This window comes from Glutamicibacter sp. MOO4 (assembly GCF_056934395.1).
Genome location: NZ_CM167800.1, coordinates 238,011 through 258,958, shown reverse-complemented (window position 1 = coordinate 258,958; position 20,948 = coordinate 238,011). Strand labels below are relative to the sequence as shown.

Genomic DNA, 20,948 nt, shown 5'->3' with positions numbered 1-20,948 from the left:
CATTCTAGCTCTTTAGAAAATTACGTGACAGTTCATGTCGACGGTCCCTGCAACACATCAGCATGGGCTTGGGCACGCAAGTTCGAATTACACAGACTCTTCAGGGAGAATAGAAGACGTGCAACTTGAGAACAACAACGGGAACAACGTGCCTGTCAACGAACCGCTGGATCAAAACGCCGAGCTAGATTCGGCCCCACGGCGCGATCTAAACGATCCCGAAGCTACCTTTGACGATCTTCCGTTCAAGCCACAGCTCACCGAAAAAGCCGCCAAGCGTGCCAATCAGACTTACAAGGGCATGATTCTTTCGGTCGGTTTCACCCTGGCGATTCTCATTCCGTTGATTCTTCTCAACCCGGCTCCTAAAGAACAAGCCTTTAAGAGCGATGTTAACCTGGCGCAGACTGCCGAGCAGACTGAATCCATCGCAGGATTCAAGATTTTTGCACCCGAGCTGGCCGAAGACGAGTACGCGAATTTTGCGCGTTGGCAGGCTAACAATGCCCAGGGCGTTCCGTACTGGGAATTTGGCGTTGTCTCCGATGACAAGAATTTTGTATGGGTTCGCCAAGCTGCCAAGGCCAACCAAACGTGGATCGCTTTGACCACGGACGCTGCCGTTCCTACGGGCACCAAAACAATTGGTGGCTGGAAGTGGGAAGAACGTGTGAAAGACAAAACTACCTACCTGATCTCAGAGCGCAAAGACTCGACTCTCATCCTTTCGACCGACACTTCCACCGAAGAGTTGGAGAACGTCGCAAAGTTGGCAGAATCGACGATGAATTAATTCGCATTATGACTGCGACCTGACGCGACGAATTCGATATTCGAATTTGTTCCCGTAGACTTTGACTTATGCCATATGATTCAAACGCTCAGTCCCTGTCGCCCAACGAGGCATGGGAAAAACTCAGCGCCGGCAACTTACGCTTCGTCAACGAAGAGACCGAGCACCCCAATCAGGACAGTGCACGACGCCAGTCCTTGCTCACTGGTCAAGAACCCTATGCAGTGATTTTTGGTTGCTCGGATTCCCGACTTGCTGCTGAAATCATTTTTGATGCCGGTTTGGGTGACATGTTTGTGGTGCGCACCGCCGGTCACGTGATTGACCCGGCTAGCTTGGGCTCATTGGAATTCGCGGTTGAGAGCCTGAACGTCCCGTTGATTGTGATCCTTGGCCACAACTCCTGTGGTGCAATCACCAGCGCCATCAAGGTTAAAGAAACCGGCAACATGCCCAAGGGCTTTGTTCGGGACTTGGTTGAGCACATTACCCCATCGGTACTGGCCGCTGAGCGCAAGGGCATCACCGATGTAAACGGCACCGCCGTCGAGCACGTCAAGCAGACCACCGATCGTCTTGTTGATTTGTCCACCATCATTGCGCAAGCCATCGAAGAAGGCCGCACGGCAGTAGCTGGCGTGGCCTATCACTTGCACGACGGGCGAGCACAGCTGGTCTCCAGCTTGGGTCTGGACTAAGCACCCGCGCACTTTGCAAACTGCCTTGTAGATCAACATTTATTCCCGATTTTCTGAAGCGTCACTGTGGGTTGTGATGTTTGCATCACGGTCCTGTCTTTCGCCTGCCAAACAGGCGTAATCTGGGCGCATGACTAACAGTGACGATTTCCGCATTGAACACGACACCATGGGCGAAGTCCGAGTTCCAGCTCAGGCTTTGTATCGCGCACAAACTCAGCGTGCGGTGGAGAACTTTCCCATCTCAGGCAAAACCCTAGAGCCATCGCACATCAAGGCTCTCGCGCAGGTAAAAAAGGCCGCAGCTGCCGCCAACCTCGCTTTGGGCGTCTTGGATGCCGAACGCGCCGAAGCAATTACCGATGCGGCCCAAGAAGTGGCCAGCGGTAAATACGATTCGCAGTTCCCTATTGACGTCTTTCAGACCGGCTCCGGCACCAGTTCAAATATGAACACCAACGAGGTTCTAGCTGAGCTTGCCACCCGCGCCTTGAAGGCCAAGAACAGCGACACCGAAGTTCATCCGAATGATCACGTGAACGCTTCGCAGTCTTCCAACGACGTGTTCCCTACTTCGGTGCACGTGGCAGCTACCAGCGCATTGATCAACGACCTGATTCCAGCCTTGGGCCAGCTCGCTTCCTCGTTGGAGTCCAAGTCGACCGAATTCAAGGACGTTGTAAAGTCCGGACGTACTCACCTCATGGACGCTACCCCGGTGACTTTGGGTCAGGAATTTGGTGGCTACGCTGCACAGGTTCGTTACGGCATTGAACGTATCGAGGCTGCATTGCCACGAGTGGCCGAAGTTCCTCTGGGCGGCACTGCGGTGGGTACCGGCATCAACACCCCGGACGGTTTCCCACAGAAGGTCATCGAGTTCCTCCGCGAAGATACTGGCCTACCTATCACCGAAGCCCGCAACCACTTTGAGGCGCAGGCAAACCGTGATGGCCTGGTGGAAGCATCCGCCGCTCTTCGCACCATCGCAATTTCGCTGATCAAGATTGCCAACGACTTGCGCTGGATGGGCTCCGGTCCAAACACTGGTTTGGGTGAAATTGCCATTCCGGATCTGCAGCCAGGATCATCGATCATGCCGGGCAAGGTCAACCCAGTCATCCCTGAAGCCACCATTCAGGTTGCGGCTCAGGTGATCGGCAATGACACCGCTATCGCCTGGGCCGGAACGAACGGTGCCTTTGAACTGAACGTCGGCATTCCAGTGATCGCCTCGAACCTGCTTGAGTCAATTCGTTTGCTCTCCAACACCACTAAGGTCATGGCTGAGAAGATGATTGACGGCATCAAAGCCAACGTTGAGCGTGCTCGATTCTTGGCCGAGGCCTCACCATCGATCGTGACACCACTGAACAAGTTGATTGGCTACGAGAACGCCGCAAAGATTGCCAAGAAGGCCGTTGCCGAAGGGCTGACAGTGCGTGAAGCTACCGTCGCTTTGGGCTTTGTTGAGCGCGGTGAAGTTACCGAAGAACAGCTAGATCAGTTGCTCGATGTTTCCACCATGGTTGGTAAGCACTAATCAGGGATTGCATGGGGTTTCGCGTCGAACTGGCGCGGAGCCCCATTCTTGATTACAAAACATTTGTTTGCCGCAGTATTGCAAGTCAAACTGTATAAATGAACGATGAAAACCGGACTTCCAACCGGTATTTGCTGACGCCTAATTCGGCGCAATGGTCTTCGCTTCCCTTGCGTCGCTCAAGGCGATTCGCCGGTAATGTCGCGCTTGCCATCTTGGCGGCAACCCTGCTGGGCATTTTCCTTGGCTTCAAGCATTGGCTTGATGGTGACGTGCCTTCGTGGACGGGTGAGTACCGGCTGCTCGACATGTTGGGGCTCTCCAGCATTTCACTGATTATGGCCACGGCCATGTTCGGTTGGTTTTTCGCGCGCTACATGGTGTTTCTAGCCCCGCTATTTCTAGGCTACGCGGCAACGCTTCACACTTTGGATAGCAGCGCTGAGGCACCTTTCTGGTGTCTCGGAGCCCTTACCGCCCTGGCGTGGGGACTATACGATCTAGGTTCACTCGTCCATCAGACGAAGCAGGTCGGCAACCTAGCCCAGGCTCTCAGCGGCAGCAAGACTGTTGCGCTGACTGAAGATTCACGCGACGACTTACGCTTTAGTGCCTTCGTAGATGTCGCATTGGCCGCCGTATGGTTCGGCCTTGCTGCTGCAGGCTGGTGGTGGACTTTCAAGGTGTTCGCCGACGAAAAAGGTGCCACCGCAGCACAGATCGAAGAAACATCTTATGCCGACTTCATTGCAGCGGCATCAGTAATCGCCACGGCCTTTGGCCTATTGCTACTTCTTAGAGCAGTCACCGGGTGGTGGGCACGATCCACAGTCGGACTACACGTCTGGCGTATTCCTCTGCTTCAGGGGCCATTGGTTGACTTTGGCTCACTGCAGGGGGTGCCCACCGGATGGGTATCTAATGACCCTAAGCATGCTGTTGCCCGTTGCATCTGCACTGCTGAACTTGTTCAGATGTACCCGCACGATGCTGAGGAAATCCGGGAAAGTCTTGACGTTGTTGCCAGCCCTCATTGCCCAATTCACGGCATTGATGCCATCAATTCAATGAGCCCGACTGAGTTTACGCACGCTGCTGATCAGGCATGGCTCTGGGCGGCAGAATCGCCGTGGCCTTCACGAAATGGTCAGGAGTCAGGGTCAACGGTAGTTCTAGGCTTCACTGGGGCTGCGTTTACTGGCTATTACGCATCAATCGATAAAGACGGCCGAGTGGATACTGGTGAAGATTCGGACCGCGCCGAAGAATTCATAGGCCAGCAGCTTGATGAGCCTGAGGCGCTTTCGGCACCTCACCTGGGAGGCATCGACAAAATTGACCTTCATGGCTCGGGCTTCTCCGGTTTCGCAGTGCGCTACAAGCATTCGAGGGCTTGGTTTGTGGCAGATGAAACTCCAGCGGATTCTGATCAATCTACAGATTGATCCAATAACGTCGAACTGAATCGACCGAACCAAAGCGTGGCCCAACCTCGCTGAGAGGGCGAATTTCTTCGAGTACTCCCCCGCTGGATTCAATGGTGCGAGCGGAGCCGATGTTGGAGTCAGTACAGGTAATCAGTACTTTCGAGAGACCCAGTGCTCGCGCTTGCTCCAATGATCCGGCGAGCGCAAATTTGGCGAGCCCTCTTCGTCTGGCGCTAGGGCGAATGCCGTAACCGATGTGGCCGCCGACTTCCAACAAGTAGTCATTGCCTAACTCGTGCCTCAAGCTCACGGCACCTAAGTATTCGCCGTTTTCCACGACCCATAGCGTGCTTTGCGAGACGAATCCCGGCAGGGGTGTGAAATCCGGCTTTGCCAAGTCATTGAGCAACTGCACCCAATGCTCAAAATCAGTGCGGTCAGCCAAGTCCCAGCCATACTTTTCGGCGAAGAAGACTGAGGCGCCATCTTGGTCGACGCCGTTCCATTCGGCAGTACTTTGCATGAATGATGCATGGAGTTCAGGAGTTGGTTTGCGCAGTTCTATTTGGGCCATAACCCAACCCTATGACACCAAGACTATGAGCTGTTTTCGGTGACCCTGAAGGCCACAATGTTGCAGATCACATAAGTTGCACCCTCGTTCCCATAGTGCAATACTGCACTATATGAACAATAGTGCAACAAGCGAAACTGAGGTACCTTGCGGGGCACCAACGCTTAGCGATCGCATGCAAAAAACCAAAACGGCCATCACCCGCCACTGTCGCGAGTTGACCGCAGATCTTGGATTTACTGGGTTCACTATTGAAAATGTTTGCGAACGCGTAGGCATATCGCGTCGCACCTTCTTCAACTACTTCCCCAGCAAGCTTGATGCCGTCTTTGGCCATGAATCCGATGCTTTGCCAGAGGGAAGCATTGAACGTTTTATGGCCGCACGTCCTGAAGGCATTGAAGGAATCTCCCCAACATTGCTGGCCGACTTGGTGGAATTAGTCCTTGAACGACTAAGCATCGATGAGAACGAGATCGTGAGCACTCACGGGTTCTTCACCATGGCCCACCGCGAACCGGAGCTACTCCAACACATGGTTCAGACCGGCCCGAAAAAAGAGGCAAAGTTCCGTGAGCTCATCGCTTCGCGTGAAGGAGTGGATCCCCAAGATCCACGACTCAGCAGCCTGATGCACATCCTGAAACACACCATGCTTCAAGCTATCGATGCCTACGTTGCAGGATCCGGGAAACGCTCACTTAGCGAAGAATTCCTGAATTTGATGTCCCAAGTTCAAAGCATCATGGGCCAGCAGCTACGTCGCACCAACGACTAAAAACTTTTCGCACAAATCTCGCAAGGATAAACATGGCTACAACCGTTAGTTCCCGGAAAACCCCGGGCGACGCGCCACTGGTATTAACTCAGCGGCGCATCTGGATCATCTTCTCGGCCCTGATCGCAGGCATGCTCCTGTCCTCACTGGACCAGACCATCGTTTCCACCGCGATGCCAACCATCGTTGGCAAGCTCGGTGGCGTTGAGCACCAGGCCTGGATCACCACTGCCTACTTGCTGGCAACCACTATCGTGATGCCGATTTATGGCAAATTTGGCGACGTCCTTGGGCGACGCAATCTGTTCCTAATCGCTATTGCCCTGTTCACCTTGGCATCGGTTGGCGCAGCCTTCTCCACCACCTTCTGGATGTTCGTGATTTTCCGCGCCCTTCAAGGTCTGGGTGGCGGTGGCTTGATGATCCTGTCGCAGGCCATCATCGCTGACATCGTTCCCGCTTCCGAGCGTGGCAAGTACATGGGTCCACTAGGTGGCATCTTCGGCTTGTCCGCAGTCGCCGGCCCACTGCTGGGTGGATTCTTCGTTGACCACCTCACTTGGGAATGGGCTTTCTACATCAACATCCCTGTTGGTATCGCCGCTTTCGCCATTGCATGGTTCGCACTGACCCTGCCAAACAAGAAGGCCGAAAAGAAGATTGACTACTTCGGTGTTCTACTGCTGTCGATTGCAACTACCTGCTTGATCTTCTTCACCGACTTCGGTGGATCTGCAACCCACGGTTGGAACGCACCGGAAACCTGGGCATGGGGCGCAGGACTGGTTGTTGCTGCTTCGTTGTTTGTCTTTGCTGAAGCCAAGGCACAAGATCCAATCATCCCGCTGGGCCTATTCAAGAACCGGGTCTTTATTACCGCCACCGCCATCGGCTTCACCTTGGGTATTGGCATGTTCTCGGCTATTGCCTTCGTGCCAACCTTCCTGCAGATGTCTTCGGGCACCTCGGCTGCGGTATCCGGCTTGCTGATGGTTCCAATGATGGTCGGCATGATGGGTACCTCCATCTACTCCGGTATCGCAATCTCCAAGTCCGGTCGATACAAGGCGTACCCAATTGCGGGCACCCTGGTGACCATCGTGGCACTGCTGGCTTTCACCACGCTGACTGCTCAGACCCCACTGTGGCTGATCTGCGTTTACCTCTTCGTATTGGGCGCCGGCATGGGTCTGATCATGCAGGTTGTTGTCCTGGTGGTACAGAACGCGGTGGATCCCGAGATGATCGGTACCGCAACCTCGACCAACAACTACTTCCGTGAAGTTGGCGCTTCGCTCGGTGTTGCGATCTTCGGTGCACTGTTCACCAACCGCCTCTCCGAGAAGCTGATGGACGTGTTCTCCGGTGCTGGCGCCAGCGCTGCCGAAGCTGGTCAAGCAACTTCGTCCTTGGACCCACAAACACTTTCCTCGTTGCCTCAGGCACTGCGTGACGGCATCGTGGATGCCTACGCAGGTTCGTTGGCTCCAGTGTTCTGGTACCTGGTTCCATTCCTGGTTGTCGCGTTTGCTTTGGCACTGTTCCTCAAGCAGATTCCACTGTCCGACACCGCCGGCATGGTGGCTCGTGGCGAGGCTATCGGCGGCGAAGAAGCAATCGCTTACGAAGAAGCCCACCTCGTACAGCACACTGATTCGGTCGACCCGGCCTTAGAGGCCGAAGGCTCTGTCCTCGTAGCTGAAAAGCCAACAGGCGAAGCCGATAGCGACATCAAATAAGACTGCCTTAGCCTGTAGCTAAAGCGTCGAAAGGCAGCTGGGGTGCGAACCATTATTGGTTCGCACCCCAGCTGCCTTTTCTTTTGTCTCTACGCGAAGTAACCACCGGGACGCGGATCCAGCGCCCACGCCAAGGCTCGTTCGTGAAGTGGAGGTAGTTTTGGACGGTCCGCTAGGTCGAAGTAACCCACTTCAAGGTTTTCATCATCGTTGATTTTTGCCTGTCCAGAAACGTGGCGTGCTCTAAAGACGATATCTAGATACTGGGCGTGATCCCCATTGGGATAAACGGTCGGGGCTGTCACCCCAACACCAATCAGATCCGTAACTTCGCACGATACCCCGGTCTCTTCTAAAACCTCTCGCGCAGCCGTCAACGATGGTTCTTCGCCGGGGTCAATGATTCCCGCTGGCAGGGTCCACAACCCGTTATCCGCGCGACGAACCAACAGAACTTTATTATCTTGGAAAACCACGACTTTCACCCCCGAGAGCCAAAGCATTTCGTGTCCAATATGCATACGAAGACTAGTGATGAATTCCGGAGTTGCCATAATTTCATCGTGCCACAAGCAGCACCGCTAAGGCGCCAATGATCATGAACGGTCCGAAAGGAACAGCTGATTTTAAGGTCAGCCTTCTAGCAATCACTCCCCCAAGAATCCACAGCGTAGAGAGCACAAAAGTTACCAGCGTGGCCAGAAACAAGGACGCCAACGAATAATATCCAAGATTTATCCCGAGAACAGCGGCAAGTTTTACATCTCCCATGCCCATTGCTCCTAAGGACACGACACTGATCAACAGGTAGGCGCCACCAAGTAAGACCAGACCCAGGACCCCTTGCACGATGCCCAACCCATCGCCGCGTGCGATGCCCAAACCTACGATCACTAGGGTGCTGGCTACCAGCCAATAGCCCACCAGCCGGTTGGGTAAACGGTGGCTGGAAATGTCCTCCTTTGATAACAAGAATCCAAAGATCACAAAGCACAGCAACTGGAGCGCAACTAGGACGCCGATGACCGGTCCTTCGTGGGATACGCTCCAAATCTCTGACATGTAAAGAGCATAGGCAACTTCTGCGCCCAGTGGGAGAAGGAGATTGCCCTTGTGAATAATAGGGACACTTCTACAATTGAAGTATGGACGTACCATCAGCTCCGCTTTACTTCCCCGGCCATCCGGTTCCCGATTCGGCCACCCGGCGAAGGTACCGCGCGCTGGCTCGTTCGGCCCCTTGGCTGAGCACTTCAATAAACCTAGAAATTCAGGTGCCAACGCAGCTGGCGCAACAGCAACTCAATTTGGCCGGCACCGTCACGGTAAAAATCCGTGGGCGCGAAGCCATCGCTGTGCACAGCGCTGAAGGCGAACTGCTCTTCCAAAAGGAAACTTTCAGCGCGCAACGAAGCCGCGGGTACGTGGCATCCACCAACGCTTCCTGGCAGTTGCCTTCCGAACTTAGCACTCCAGTGTTCACCGCAGATCAATTGGTCCTTCGACGACCTGAAATCTCCGGGTTTGGCACGCTGCTGCCAATAGAGTACTGGCAAGCAATTCTGGATCCAGTAGAACTTGCTGGCGCTGAACCAGCTTCGCTGGATTTGGCTTTTGATCACCCGACGTATATCCATGAGGCCGTCGAGCTGATCCATGAGGGTCGCCCTGCACTAGCCGCCGTGCTCAGCGCCGGACATACTTATCAACCTGCAGTCGCCCACTGCCCACTCGTGCCAGAAAACACCCGCACCTTGGTGGTCTTAGATCAGCGCACGGGAATTTGTCTGCTGCGAAAGGTAATAACTGAGGATGGTTCGGCCCCGGTTGCTCCCGATCTAACGGCTAGAGTCATTGCGCAAGACGAGTACTACATCAATTCTCAGTTCCAGAAAGTTCACTGGCTAGATCAGCCGACCGTCAATCCCTAAGGTTCTCGAACCCTAAGGACCCCGTTCCACAGCTCGCAATAGCGTGGGCTCCCCCTGTCCCGTTGTTCTTTGGGACAGGAGGAGCCGGAGAACTATCGACGGTTAGGGAAGAGTTGGCGAGTCCAGCATTTGGGTCACCAACGCGGCGATAGCAGAACGTTCAGATCGAGTCAGCGTTACGTGGCCGAACAGCGAGTGGCCCTTGAGCTGCTCCACCACCGCGGCGATACCGTCGTGTCGTCCAACATGCAGGTTGTCGCGCTGGGCCACATCGTGGGTCAACACCACTTTTGAATTCTGACCGATGCGCGAAAGCACCGTGAGCAGCACATTGCGTTCCAGTGACTGAGCCTCATCAACGATGACATAAGAGTCATGCAGGGAACGGCCTCGAATGTGCGTGAGCGGAAGGACCTCGAGCATGCCACGTTCCATGACTTCATCGATGGCGTTCTTTGACACGATTGATCCGAGAGTATCGAATACCGCTTGCGCCCACGGGCCCATCTTCTCACCTTCGGAACCGGGCAAATAGCCTAGCTCCTGGCCGCCCACGGCATACAGCGGACGGAACACCGTGATCTTACGATGTTCTCGACGCTCCAGCACCGCCTCCATGCCGGCACAGAGCGCCAGCGCTGACTTACCGGTACCGGCGTTACCACCGAGGGATACAATCCCCACCGAAGGATCCATGAGCAAGTCCAATGCGATGCGCTGTTCTGCGCTGCGGCCATGTAGTCCAAACGCTTGCTGGTCTCCGCGAACCAATTTCAACGTGGTGGCGTCGGTCTTGCGAGCCAAGGCGCTTCCGCGCGTTGAAGTGATGACAAAACCGGTATTGATCGGCGCATTAGCGACGGCTTTAAGGTTCAAGAGCTGTTCGTGCTCATAAAGCGTCGCCATGGATTCTTCGTCAAGCTCCAGCTGTTCAATGCCGGTCCAACCGGTGGAGGCGATCAGCTCGTTTCGGTACACCTCTGCGTGCAGACCCATGGCTGATGCTTTGATTCGCATCGGCAGATCTTTGGTCACTAGGGCAACGTCGAGACCGGAATCCAAGAGGTATTTTGCCACGGCGAGAATACGGGCGTCGTTATCTCCCGAACGCATTCCTACCGGAAGCACGTCAGGGGCAATATGGTTTAGTTCAATGCGCAGCGTGCCACCGGAAGAAGAGACGGGAACCGCTTGGGCGAGTCCGCCGTGGTTGGCAATCAAATCATCAAGCAGGCGCAAGGCTTGACGGGCAAAGTAACCCAGCTCAGGGTCTTTGCGTTTCTGTTCCAACTCGGTGACCACGGTTAATGGAATCACCACATGGTGCTCTTCGAAGTGGAACATTGCTTTCGGATCTGAAAGCAAAACCGAGGTGTCAATGACGTAGGTTCGTACACCTTGTTCGGCAGTTCGGCTCATGGCAGCGCACCCAATCTCGAATCCGGCGTGAGGAATTTCCCCACGCGTCAGTGGGGAACCCCAACACCGGATGTCCAAGGCGTTTCCGGCAGTGGTACCGGCTTGCGCTGCTTTTGGTCATCTAGTGCGGAACCCTTCAGTCAGCTAGGGCTTGATGCCCCGGCCTTATGAACACCATAGACCTGTGAAGGTCACCAGTAAGCAACAGCTGGGTAACGATTATTTTAACTCTGCGCGCTGCACAAAGATTTGAGACGCTAGACCGAGAAAGAAACTAGGCGCCGAATCGGCGTTGGCGATCCGCAAAGTCGCGCAAGGCTCGCAGGAAGTCAACACGGCGGAAGTCAGGCCACAAGGCTTCGCAGAAGTAGAACTCTGAGTACGCACTCTGCCAGGTCAAGAATCCGCTCAGGCGCTGCTCACCGCTGGTGCGGATAACCAAGTCTGGGTCTGGCTGCCCTTTGGTATACAGGGCCGATTCGATGTCGTCGGTGGACAGGTTTTCTGCCAGCTCTTCGATGGTGCGTCCGTCATGGGCGGCCTGCCCCAAGAGCTCTTTAAAAGCATCCAAGATTTCACGGCGTCCGCCATAACCGATGGCCACGTTCACGTGGACACCAGTACGGTTTGCGGTAATGGTTTCCAAGGCGGACAGCTTCTGAGCCAATTGAGGTGGCAGCAAATCCTTGGCGCCAACCTGTTGAACTTTCACCCGGTTGGTTTCGCCCAGTCGATCCAGGGTTCCACCGATGACTTCCAAGAGGTCTCGCAGTTCGCTGGCCTCGCGGTTCAGATTGTCGGTGGAGAGCATGTAGAGCGTGACCATCTTGATGTTGAGGTCTTCGCACCAGTCCAAGAATTCAAGAATCTTGTCTGCTCCGGCCTGATGACCGGCCATGGTGGGCGAACCGGCAAGCTTGGCCCAGCGCCGGTTGCCATCGACCATAACCCCGATGTGGTGAGGGAGCTTGTCGGCAGGCAGTGACTTCGCCAAGCGCCGTTCGTAGTAACGATACGCAAGGTTGGGAAGCTGCACCGTGGCACTGCCTTTCAATCGATTCAAAAAGTCTAGGTTCTAAATCTACCGCGAATCACTCGTTGCTTTGCGGATCTTGCAATCCCAGCAGTCCAAAGACACTACTCGCTCACCGTTTTTTCGCCTAGTTGTTGTGGCTCACGCGCAGCAGCTCCAGTAGATCTTCAATGGATTCAACCGGCATTTGGCACAGTTCTTCACGGCAGGGTTGAATCTTCAGTGTTGAGCCTGAACCGGCGAGCTGCGGATCGTGATGGGCATTGAGGTCTAGGGCCCAGGCGATATTGCGCACTTGCGCAGCTTGAGGACCTTCCCAGTCGGAGAGTCCCACGTAGTGCACGGTGCTAGAGATGATGTTCTGGACTTCCAGGGCGGTAGCTACCTGGGTAGGCGCGTCAGCAGCCAACGCTGCAGCGTGGGCGCTTAGCTTGCGTGCGCTTTCTAGTTCTTCTGCATGGGTTTGGGAGTATTCGCCCTTGGCCATGGCCCTAATTGCATGCATAGATAACGCCTTGGCATAAAGCGCTCCGGCTGCTGGCAACGCATCGTCGAGCACGCTCACGGAAGCAACATCACTGCGTTGCGCGGTAATGCGCTCATCAGCTTGAACGCTGTCGCGTGGCACTCCAGATTCCGGATCCACAAAATCCTTAGCCCGTACTAACAGCTGTCCCGCTCGTTCGGACCACTGGTCATCTTCCGTGGCTTGTCCCAAGGCCAAGAAACCAACAGCTAGAGCGGCATAGTCTTGCAGCGTTGCTTCGTTGCCGGTGGCCGCACGCGAAGCAAAACTTACCCGCGCTAGACGTTGGGTGGACGAATCCCATTGTGTTTGCCACACACTATTTCCAACTTGCTTGGCCAGTTCTAATGCTTCTGAATTATCAAGCAGTACGGCGGCATCGCACAATGCTTGAATGGCTAGCCCGTTCCAGCCAGCGATGATTTTCTCATCGCGGACCGGCCTGATGCGTGAGGTGCGCATATTGCGTAGGGCAGTTATCAGCTCGGTGATCACAGCTTGCTCGCCAGGCTTTGGCATTCTGGCGAAGGAGAAGCAGAAGTGCTCGGCGTCCTCGGCGATAGGCGCAAAACGGATCAGCCCCTGAGGCAAAACCTGCGTCAGCGATGAAGTGACGCTGTTGATCTCTTCGCGGCTATAGCTGTAGTAAGCGCCTTCAACTTGGGCGCCATCTCGGGTGGAATCCGCGTCCAGTGAGGCGGCAAAGGCCGGTGCTGAAGTGGAATCTACCAGCAGTTCTTCCTTGAGGAACGTGATAATTCCCCGCGCGCTGCTTGCCGCCAGTGTTGCTAGCGCTTGTGCACGAGGGGCCGATTCGCGCTGCGTATTCGAGGCAACTTCTTTGGCCAGCACCGCGCTGCGCGCAGCTAACGAAAGCAAGCCAGCATTGTCGTAGAGCATCTTTTCAAAGTGTGGGACCGACCAATTTTCATCCACACAGTACCGGGCGAATCCGCCATCAATATGGTCTTGTAATCCGCCCAAGAAAATTGCTTCAAGGTGAGTTGCTACGGCGCCAAAGGCGTCTTCGGCGGTGTCTGGACGGGTAAAGACCGAACGCCACATGGTCTTCAAAGCCCAGGTGGGAGGGAACTTAGGCGCAGGCGTAAATCCGCCTTCAGGCTTTGTTGCAGCCAGCCAGCGTTCGGTGGCAGTGCTCAGTGCCTGCGCCGCTGGTTCTGCAGATTCTAAGGACAGCAACGCACTCTGCCGGGTACCAAGTTCAGCTAGGTGATCCGCGAGCATCTGGGCTTGTTCTTCTAAGCCCTCGCGCTTGAATTCCCACGCTTGGTGCACAGCATCAAGTACTTGCCTGAAGCCAGGAGTTTTGCCGCGCTGCTGTGCTGGGTAATAAGTCCCAGCGTGCACCGCGCGTCCATCAGGCATAGCGAAGATGGTCATAGGCCAGCCACCAGCACCGGTGAGCGCTTGGGTGGCCATCATATACGTGTCATCCACCAAGGGGTGCTCTTCACGGTCCACCTTGATGGCCACAAAATTTTCGTTGAGTAATTCAGCGATTTGGGGATCGTCAAAAGATTCGTGGCTCATCACATGGCACCAGTGGCACGCGGCATAACCGATGGAGAGCATCACTGGTACATCGCGCAACCGAGCCTGTTCAAAGGCTTCGTCCCCATAAGGGAACCAGTCCACTAGTTGATGCGCATGTTGTCTAAGATATTGGCTGGCAGCGCCAGCGAGTCGTTGAGCCACGCAATAATGCTATCGCGCAGCTCACACAACTGTTTACCGCTCTTCGCTGGTCTTAGGGTCGATCGGCTCTTCAGGCTCCTGAAGTTTGCGTTCGTTGCCCTTGGTAACCATTTCCTGCTGCTTGGCTTCAGCTTCCGAGGTGTAGCGCACCCGGCGAACACGGCGAACCATGTCACGGATCAGGAAAATCACTGCGATGACCATGACCGCGGTGAAAATAAATCCAAGGAATCCGGGACCGTAGTCGCTACTGGTCTCCGTGCCCAATTTGGTGGTCTCGGAGGCTACTGCGAAGGACGCGAAAATCGTATTCACGATATACGGACAACTCTTTTCTACAACTGGGAAGTGCTTAGTGCTATCTTAGTCCGGCAAACAGGTCCGACTCGGGCAACTCGGTAGCCACCTTCGAAGAGATCAAGGTGTAATCCTCCCACGGCCAGCGCTCTGCGTACACATGTTCAGGGACCGCGAAGAAGAAACCCTCCGGGTCAATCTGGGTTCGGTGAGCCAGCAACGCTTGATCACGCTGCGAGAAAAAGTCTGCGCAGTGAATCTGAGTAGTGGTCGTATGTGGTGAAACCCACTGGAACATCTGGTTATCTTCATCGGTTTCCCACTGCGCAACACGTTCTGCGTACGGGGACTCGATGCCGGCCTCGACCATCGCGTAGTGCAATGCGCGGAAACGGTCCGGTGCAAAAGCACGGTCGTAGTACAGCTTGCCTACCGACCATGGCTCCCCCAGTTCTGGGTACATCTCTGGGTTATCAGCATGCTCAAATGCGAAGGTTGCCACCTTGTGGCTGTGGATGTGATCCGGGTGAGGGTAGCCACCGTTTTCGTCATAAGTAGTGATGACATGTGGACGGAATTCGCGGATCAGCTTAATGATGCCAGCGGCAGCCACCTCCACTGGTTGTAGCGCAAAAGCGCCAAAAGGAAGTTCCGGTAGCGGGTCACCTTCAGGCAGGCCAGAGTCAACGTAGCCGAGCCAGCGGTGCTTAATGCCCAGCACCGAAGCGGCTTCTGCCATCTCGGTACGGCGAACCCCTGGTAGATCGCGGTGCGCGTGAGCCAACTCGCCTGCAGCTGCATTAAGAATGTCGCCACGTTCGCCGCCTGTGCAGGAAACGACCATGACCTCAGCGCCGGCGTCAACGTAGGCAGCCATGGTGGCAGCGCCCTTCGAAGATTCATCATCCGGGTGCGCGTGAATCGCCATGAGACGCAAACCCTGCGATGGGGCAATTTTCTTCACGTTGTGAATCTCCACTTATCTACTTTCCTTCGTCACTATGCTGCACAGTCGAAAATATTGATGACTGTCCACCACTCATGACAACTGATACTCGACTGCCGGTTATTCCCGATTCAGCTCAGGCGGTAAACTTGTCGAAGGAACCAACATACGGCATTCCCTGTTCAAATGCCGCCAAGGCATATAGAGAGTGGTGCAAGACAAGCAATGTCTGATCCAAGCTTAACGGCTCGCTACAACAACCCCAAGAAACGCAACCTCAGCAAACGAGCACGTAACTGGCTTATTGGCGCTGCGCTGAGCATTGGTGTTGTTGGCGCTGCATACGTCGGGTTCAATAACTACAGTGCCATCACGGCTCAGGACGTGAACTTTGAGGTTGTTTCTCCAACCTTGGCCAAGAGCAGCATCATCGTTGAGTACAACTCCAAAGATCGTGTCCAGTGTGATATCCGGGCCATGAACGAGTCCAAAGCCGTTGTCGGTTACAAGACCGTGTTGCTTGATCCAGGCGAGCAGTCAGGCGTGATCAAACAACAAATTGATGTTGACCTTCATACCGACAACCTTGCGGTGACATCCGGTGTTGAATCCTGCTACAAGGTTCCGCAGAACTTCAAGGGTTAATATTTCTGCCAGTTCATTCCCTAATAGCTGAACCTATTGGGCTTAAAGCGTTTTGGCGACTACTATCGTTGAAAAGATACGTTTTGCCCCGCATCGGTGAATGAGTCAGCTTCGAACTGTTTCATGTAGCTGGCGGGGTCTTTGCTTGCAACGCTAGAACAACGCAAGCCCGCAAAACCGTACCGAATTCGACTTCGTCGACGCCACCGCACTGGTGGCGTTCGGCTTTTGTGGCTCTTTGAGCCCCAATGGCCGCCGCGAAGTCCTAACTGACCAAAGGAAGTACAACGTGAGCACCAACAGCAACGAACCTGTCGTTTGGCTGACTCAGGAAGCCTTCGACCGCCTCCAGACCGAATTGACCTTCCTCTCCGGCCCGGGACGCGCCGAGATCGTTGCGCGTATCGAGCAGGCCCGTTCCGAAGGTGACCTCAAGGAGAACGGTGGCTACCACGCCGCTCGTGAAGAGCAGGGTAAGGCCGAAGCCCGCATCCTGTACCTCAAGGACCTACTGCGTCGCGCCAACGTTGGCGAAGCACCTGCCGATGATGGCATCGTTGAACCAGGCATGATGGTTGTTGCCAACATCGCTGGTGACGAGACCTCATTCCTCTTCGGTTCCCGCGAAGTTGCTGGCGACACCGATCTGGAAGTTTACTCGGAGCAGTCGCCTATCGGCGTAGCCGTTCACGGCGCCAAGGTTGGCGACAAGCTTTCCTACGTGGCTCCAAACGGCCGAGACATCAAGGTCGAAATCATCTCGGCTAAGCCTTACCAAGCTTCCTAATAAAGCTAATAAGCGCAAAGTCCACGGGCCGCTAACTCAATTGAGTTAGCGGCCCGTGGACTTTTATGCGTTGAGACTAGCCGACCGATCCGCCAGCGTTGTTAGTGATCTGTGGATCAAATCCCTCGGCACGAAGATTATTGAGCACTGCCTTGGAATGTTCGTGTCCCTTGGTTTCCAGATCAATGGTGATGGCCACGTCGCCCATGGACAACGAGCCACCGATACGGGTGTGGTCCAGGCGCGTCACGTTGGCATCTGATTCAGCGATGATGCGCGAGATCTGAGCCAGCGCGCCGGGACGATCCGGAAGCATCATTCGCACGGTCAAGAATCGCCCGGCCGCCGACAGACCACGCTGAATAACCTTGAGCATCAGCAACGGATCGATGTTGCCGCCCGAGAGGATCACCGCGGTGGTCGCTGGATTGATTCCATGTTCTTCCAGACGGTTCTCCAGCAGCGCGGCAACACCCACGGCACCAGCTGGTTCAACCACCAGCTTGTTGCGTTCTAACAGGACCACCAAGGCGCGAGCTAGTGCGTCCTCAGATACTGTCACCACATCATCAACAAGTTCCTTGATGATGGTGAACGGCAGTTGCCCTGGCTTGCCCACTGCAATGCCGTCAGCGATAGTGTGCACGGTATCCAGCGGAACTAATGCGTCAGCTGCCAGTGACGGTGGGTAGGCTGCAGCATTTTCTGCCTGCACACCAATCACCTTGATGGTTCGTCCCAGTTCTCGCGCTTTTTCCTTCAACGCAATGGCTACACCGGCAAGCAGACCGCCACCGCCGACGCCCATAAGAACCGTTTCCACTTCTGGAAGTTGTTCTAGTAGCTCCAGGCCGATGGTTCCCTGGCCGGCGATGATGTCCGGGTGGTCAAAGGGGTGAACAAATACTGCGCCTGATTTATCGGCGAAGCGCTGGGCTTCGGCCAGTGCTTGGTCCACGGTGTCTCCAAAGAGCACTACTTCCGCACCGTGATCGCGAGTGGCGGTGAGCTTGGGCAGTGCAACTCCACGAGGCATGTAGATACGAGCCTTGATACCCAGCTGGCTGGCGGCCTGCGCTACGCCTTGGGCGTGGTTACCGGCGGAAGCTGCGACAACACCGCGTGCTTTCTCTTCATCGCTGAGTTTGGACATGCGAACGTAGGCGCCTCGCACCTTGAAGGATCCGGCACGCTGCATGTTTTCGCATTTGAGGAAGACTTCGGCACCAATGTGCTGGGACAGTACCCTGGAATGCTCCACAGGGGTCAAAGCAATAACTGGCTTCAAGACCTGGGCAGCGGACTCGATGTCGGCCAGGGTGATTGGCAACTTAGTTTCTGTGGTCATGGCTTAGTCCTCGTCTGATGTCTGCTCAGGATGCCGGGTCTCCGGCGAAGTTGGTGGTTGGGTTGACGCAGGCTTTGGCGGTGGAGTCGCTGCTGCATCTTGTGCTGGTGGCTCGGTTATGGGTTGAATTCCATAGTGCTCTAGCACTATCGGATCACTCTCCCAAGCTCTGGCCGAAAGGTATTTGACGACGGCGTTGACTACAGCCAACAGCGGTACTGCGAAGAGCGCACCGGGGATTCCGGCCAGCATGGTGCCGCCGGCTACTGCCAGCACAACTGCCAGTGGATGCAGGCTTACTGCCTTGCCCATGATCAATGGCTGCAGAACGTTGGACTCAGCCTGCTGTACTAGCAGGACCACCGCGAGCATGATCAGTGCGTTCACCCAGCCGTTGGCTACCAGGGCCAGCAGCACTGCCAAGGCGCCGGTAATCAGTGCACCAACTACCGGGATAAAGGATCCGATGAAGACCAGTACGCCCAGTGGCAATGCGAGCGGAACGCCAAGGAACAACGCACCGAGCCCAATACCGATGGCGTCGATGAGCGCCACGAGCATTTGCACTCGTACGTAACTGACCAAAGATGCCCATCCGCGGGTCAGCGCTCCGTCCATGGCTGGACGAGCGCGTCGTGGCAAAAGGTTGATCAGGAACAGACCGATTTTCCGGCCGTCGAGTAGTAAGAAAATCAGCACAAAGAGTGCCAGCAAGGTTCCGGTGAGGAATTGGCCAATGAAAGATGTCCAACCCAAAGCTTCACTCAGGATGTTGGTAGCGTTGCCGCGCAGCTGGGCGATCATGTCATCGATGACGCTCTGCAGGTCTGCGTTGGTCAGCTTCAGCGGACCGTTAAACAGCCAGTCTTGGACCTGCTCGATACCAAATAGGGCTTGGCTCCACAGGGCGTTAAAGCCAGAGGTCAGTTTCTGTCCGGCCATGGATAGCCCGGCGATCACCAAGGCTAGGAAGCCAATGAGCGTAATGCCCACGGCTAGTCCACGCGGTACTGCCATTCGTCGGTTCAACGCATTGACCACCGGCGAAAGTAGGCCGGATAGAAGGGCAGCGACAAGGACGGGAATCACTAGCAGTGAGATCTTCGAAAGCGCCCAGACAAGCACACCGAGTGCCGCCACAATGATCAAGAAGCGCCAAGCCCAGCTCGCTGCCAAACGTACGGCATACGGCATATCTTCAGCGCTCTTAAAATCTACAGTTTCAGCGCGGGGCTCTGCAGTTTTTTCTGCGATCCTACCCGGAAGGGAGACGCGTATGCGTCGTAAACGTTCCAACCGGCTACTCTTCATGCGTCTACGCTACCGCGTTTAAAACCTAGCTTCTTGATCCATGTCGGAATTGTGACAAAAAACAAGGACCAGTGCCCGATTTGGGCACTGGTCCTTGAATTCGGATTCAATTTGGTTAATCGTCGCCACGCAAGATGGCCAGAATGCGCAGAATCTCGGTGTAGAGCCAGATGAGGGTCATCGTCAGGCCGAAAGCACCTCGCCAAGACATGATGGCTGGAGCACCCTGGTTGGACAGTTCCTCGATCATGGTGAAGTCAGAAACCAGTGCGTAGGTCGCCAGCAAGACGGCGACAACACCGATGACTAGACCAAGTACGCCACTGCGCATGCCGAACATTCCGTCAACAACACCGGTCATCGAGAGAACCATGTTCAGCAGCGAGAAGACGATAAGACCGATCATGCCGACCATGAAGATCTTGTTCAGCTTTGGAGTCATACGGTACTTACCTGAGCGGTACAGCGCCAAGGTGACACCGGCAACGCAGATCGTTGCCAAGACAGCCTGGATGGCAATGCCTTCCATACCCGGACGGTGTTCCAGAACGCTAGATAGTCCACCAAGGAACAGACCCTGAGCAGCCGAGTACAAAAGAATCAGCACTGGCGATGGGCGCTTCTTGAAGATGTTAACCAGACCAAGAACAAAACCTACGAGGGCACCTGGCAGCATGAGCGCTGGCATGATCCAACCGGCTGCTGCACCGATGACAACAAGTGCGAGACAGAAGATGGTCTTGTTGATGGTGTCGCCGATAGTCATTCGACCAGTATCAGCACTGGTCGCCGCAGGCTGCTGGTACATATCTTGCAGCTGATTGGCACTCATATTTGCATTGTCACGGAAGCCAACAGGACTTCCAGGCTTGGTTCCCCAAGCGTCAGATTGGCTCTTTGAACCAAATACCGGGTTGCTCAACGTCATTCCCCCATAGGTTGCGATTGTGCAGACTCGCAGAAAGCGAGAGTTCGTTGCTGTCAATCCTATTGAGCATTACTGTGAAATGGCTCAGTCGGAAGGATGATATTGGCTGTTTTCTCGCGGAAAAACTACTCTCTGAGCGATATTCTTGAAGGTTCTAACAAACAACCATCAAACGGTCCATGAAATAGTACTGCGAGGCCGCACGGGAAGATTCGCGAACCGAGTGTGCTCACACTGTGCTCACATTGCGCCCACTTACCTGTCTCTGGAAACAGCAAAGACCGCTACTGCCCTGTGTTTACAAGGATGTAGCGGTCTTATTGTGTGGTGCCCCCAGCGAGACTCGAACTCGCAAGCCTTTCGGCAGCTGATTTTAAGTCAGCCGTGTATGCCAATTCCACCATGGGGGCAAGACTCTCAAATCTTACGTGATCTCGAAAGCAAATATAAAATCCACAAATCGCACGTGCGCGAGGGGCCGAATATTCGGCCCCTCGCAACGTAGTCGA

At 55.0% G+C, this 20,948-nt stretch carries 20 protein-coding genes and 1 tRNA gene; 9 read left to right on the top strand and 12 right to left on the bottom strand.

What is annotated here, in order from left to right:
- The first annotated feature begins 118 nt into the window (after positions 1-118).
- The 4 genes from AC1Z3F_RS01190 (at position 119) to AC1Z3F_RS01175 (ending at position 4,479) form a co-directional block, all read left to right on the top strand.
- Positions 119-793: a DUF4245 domain-containing protein gene (locus AC1Z3F_RS01190; protein WP_165477364.1), complete on the top strand. Its 675-nt coding sequence runs from the start codon at positions 119-121 to the stop codon at positions 791-793.
- A 68-nt stretch (positions 794-861) separates the two neighbouring features.
- Entirely contained in the window at positions 862-1,491 is a 630-nt protein-coding gene (locus AC1Z3F_RS01185) for a carbonic anhydrase (protein WP_483566373.1), read from the top strand.
- Between the two features lie 130 nt (positions 1,492-1,621).
- Positions 1,622-3,034, top strand: a complete 1,413-nt coding sequence (locus AC1Z3F_RS01180) for a class II fumarate hydratase (protein WP_483566372.1) — start codon at positions 1,622-1,624, stop codon at positions 3,032-3,034.
- A 98-nt stretch (positions 3,035-3,132) separates the two neighbouring features.
- A complete protein-coding gene (locus tag AC1Z3F_RS01175; protein ID WP_483566371.1) occupies positions 3,133-4,479 on the top strand; it encodes a hypothetical protein in 1,347 nt (448 codons plus the stop codon).
- On the opposite strand, the gene AC1Z3F_RS01170 is transcribed toward AC1Z3F_RS01175, so the two are convergent.
- The gene (locus AC1Z3F_RS01170; protein ID WP_483566370.1) at positions 4,469-5,035 is read right to left on the bottom strand and encodes a GNAT family N-acetyltransferase; all 567 of its coding nucleotides are present in this window, start codon (positions 5,033-5,035) and stop codon (positions 4,469-4,471) included. The genes AC1Z3F_RS01175 and AC1Z3F_RS01170 overlap by 11 nt on opposite strands.
- A gap of 175 nt (positions 5,036-5,210) precedes the next feature.
- Between AC1Z3F_RS01170 and AC1Z3F_RS01165 the strand changes: the two genes are divergently transcribed.
- Both AC1Z3F_RS01165 and AC1Z3F_RS01160 read left to right on the top strand, forming a co-directional pair.
- A complete protein-coding gene (locus AC1Z3F_RS01165) occupies positions 5,211-5,813 on the top strand; it encodes a TetR/AcrR family transcriptional regulator (protein ID WP_242632578.1) in 603 nt (200 codons plus the stop codon).
- A gap of 32 nt (positions 5,814-5,845) precedes the next feature.
- Positions 5,846-7,552, top strand: a complete 1,707-nt coding sequence (locus AC1Z3F_RS01160) for an MDR family MFS transporter (protein ID WP_483566369.1) — start codon at positions 5,846-5,848, stop codon at positions 7,550-7,552.
- 89 nt (positions 7,553-7,641) lie between these two features.
- Here AC1Z3F_RS01160 and AC1Z3F_RS01155 read toward each other — a convergent pair whose 3' ends face one another.
- Both AC1Z3F_RS01155 and AC1Z3F_RS01150 read right to left on the bottom strand, forming a co-directional pair.
- Complete coding sequence (locus AC1Z3F_RS01155; protein ID WP_483566368.1) at positions 7,642-8,106, bottom strand: NUDIX hydrolase; 465 nt, start codon at positions 8,104-8,106, stop codon at positions 7,642-7,644.
- Between the two features lie 4 nt (positions 8,107-8,110).
- The gene (locus AC1Z3F_RS01150; protein WP_483566366.1) at positions 8,111-8,614 is read right to left on the bottom strand and encodes a prepilin peptidase; all 504 of its coding nucleotides are present in this window, start codon (positions 8,612-8,614) and stop codon (positions 8,111-8,113) included.
- 83 nt (positions 8,615-8,697) lie between these two features.
- Between AC1Z3F_RS01150 and AC1Z3F_RS01145 the strand changes: the two genes are divergently transcribed.
- Complete coding sequence (locus tag AC1Z3F_RS01145) at positions 8,698-9,483, top strand: hypothetical protein (protein WP_483566365.1); 786 nt, start codon at positions 8,698-8,700, stop codon at positions 9,481-9,483.
- A gap of 102 nt (positions 9,484-9,585) precedes the next feature.
- Here the strand turns inward: AC1Z3F_RS01145 and phoH2 are convergent, their stop codons facing one another.
- The 5 genes from phoH2 to mca form a co-directional block, all read right to left on the bottom strand.
- Complete coding sequence (gene phoH2 / locus AC1Z3F_RS01140) at positions 9,586-10,902, bottom strand: RNA 5'-3' helicase PhoH2 (protein ID WP_483566364.1); 1,317 nt, start codon at positions 10,900-10,902, stop codon at positions 9,586-9,588.
- A gap of 274 nt (positions 10,903-11,176) precedes the next feature.
- The gene (locus AC1Z3F_RS01135) at positions 11,177-11,938 is read right to left on the bottom strand and encodes an isoprenyl transferase (protein WP_131090375.1); all 762 of its coding nucleotides are present in this window, start codon (positions 11,936-11,938) and stop codon (positions 11,177-11,179) included.
- A gap of 124 nt (positions 11,939-12,062) precedes the next feature.
- Positions 12,063-14,177 carry a thioredoxin domain-containing protein gene (locus AC1Z3F_RS01130; protein WP_483566363.1) on the bottom strand — a complete coding sequence of 705 codons (2,115 nt, stop codon included), beginning with the start codon at positions 14,175-14,177 and terminating at the stop codon, positions 12,063-12,065.
- A gap of 33 nt (positions 14,178-14,210) precedes the next feature.
- Positions 14,211-14,492: a hypothetical protein gene (locus AC1Z3F_RS01125; protein ID WP_131090188.1), complete on the bottom strand. Its 282-nt coding sequence runs from the start codon at positions 14,490-14,492 to the stop codon at positions 14,211-14,213.
- Positions 14,493-14,535: 43 nt separating this feature from the next.
- Positions 14,536-15,402 (bottom strand): mycothiol conjugate amidase Mca, encoded by an 867-nt coding sequence (mca, locus tag AC1Z3F_RS01120; RefSeq protein WP_131090376.1) that lies wholly within the window; start codon positions 15,400-15,402, stop codon positions 14,536-14,538.
- Between the two features lie 243 nt (positions 15,403-15,645).
- Here mca and AC1Z3F_RS01115 point away from each other — a divergent pair, with 243 nt between their 5' ends.
- Entirely contained in the window at positions 15,646-16,065 is a 420-nt protein-coding gene (locus tag AC1Z3F_RS01115) for a DUF4307 domain-containing protein (protein WP_483566362.1), read from the top strand.
- A gap of 289 nt (positions 16,066-16,354) precedes the next feature.
- Positions 16,355-16,852, top strand: a complete 498-nt coding sequence (gene greA / locus AC1Z3F_RS01110; protein WP_131090190.1) for a transcription elongation factor GreA — start codon at positions 16,355-16,357, stop codon at positions 16,850-16,852.
- 76 nt (positions 16,853-16,928) lie between these two features.
- Here greA and ilvA read toward each other — a convergent pair whose 3' ends face one another.
- The 4 genes from ilvA to AC1Z3F_RS01090 all read right to left on the bottom strand — a co-directional run bounded on the left by ilvA (position 16,929) and on the right by AC1Z3F_RS01090 (position 20,849).
- Positions 16,929-18,200 (bottom strand): threonine ammonia-lyase, encoded by a 1,272-nt coding sequence (gene ilvA / locus AC1Z3F_RS01105; protein ID WP_131090191.1) that lies wholly within the window; start codon positions 18,198-18,200, stop codon positions 16,929-16,931.
- Between the two features lie 3 nt (positions 18,201-18,203).
- Positions 18,204-19,394 carry an AI-2E family transporter gene (locus AC1Z3F_RS01100; protein ID WP_483566361.1) on the bottom strand — a complete coding sequence of 397 codons (1,191 nt, stop codon included), beginning with the start codon at positions 19,392-19,394 and terminating at the stop codon, positions 18,204-18,206.
- A 232-nt stretch (positions 19,395-19,626) separates the two neighbouring features.
- Positions 19,627-20,433 carry a Bax inhibitor-1/YccA family protein gene (locus tag AC1Z3F_RS01095; protein ID WP_444614609.1) on the bottom strand — a complete coding sequence of 269 codons (807 nt, stop codon included), beginning with the start codon at positions 20,431-20,433 and terminating at the stop codon, positions 19,627-19,629.
- 331 nt (positions 20,434-20,764) lie between these two features.
- Positions 20,765-20,849, bottom strand: a tRNA-Leu gene (locus tag AC1Z3F_RS01090).
- Between the last annotated feature and the right edge of the window lie 99 nt (positions 20,850-20,948).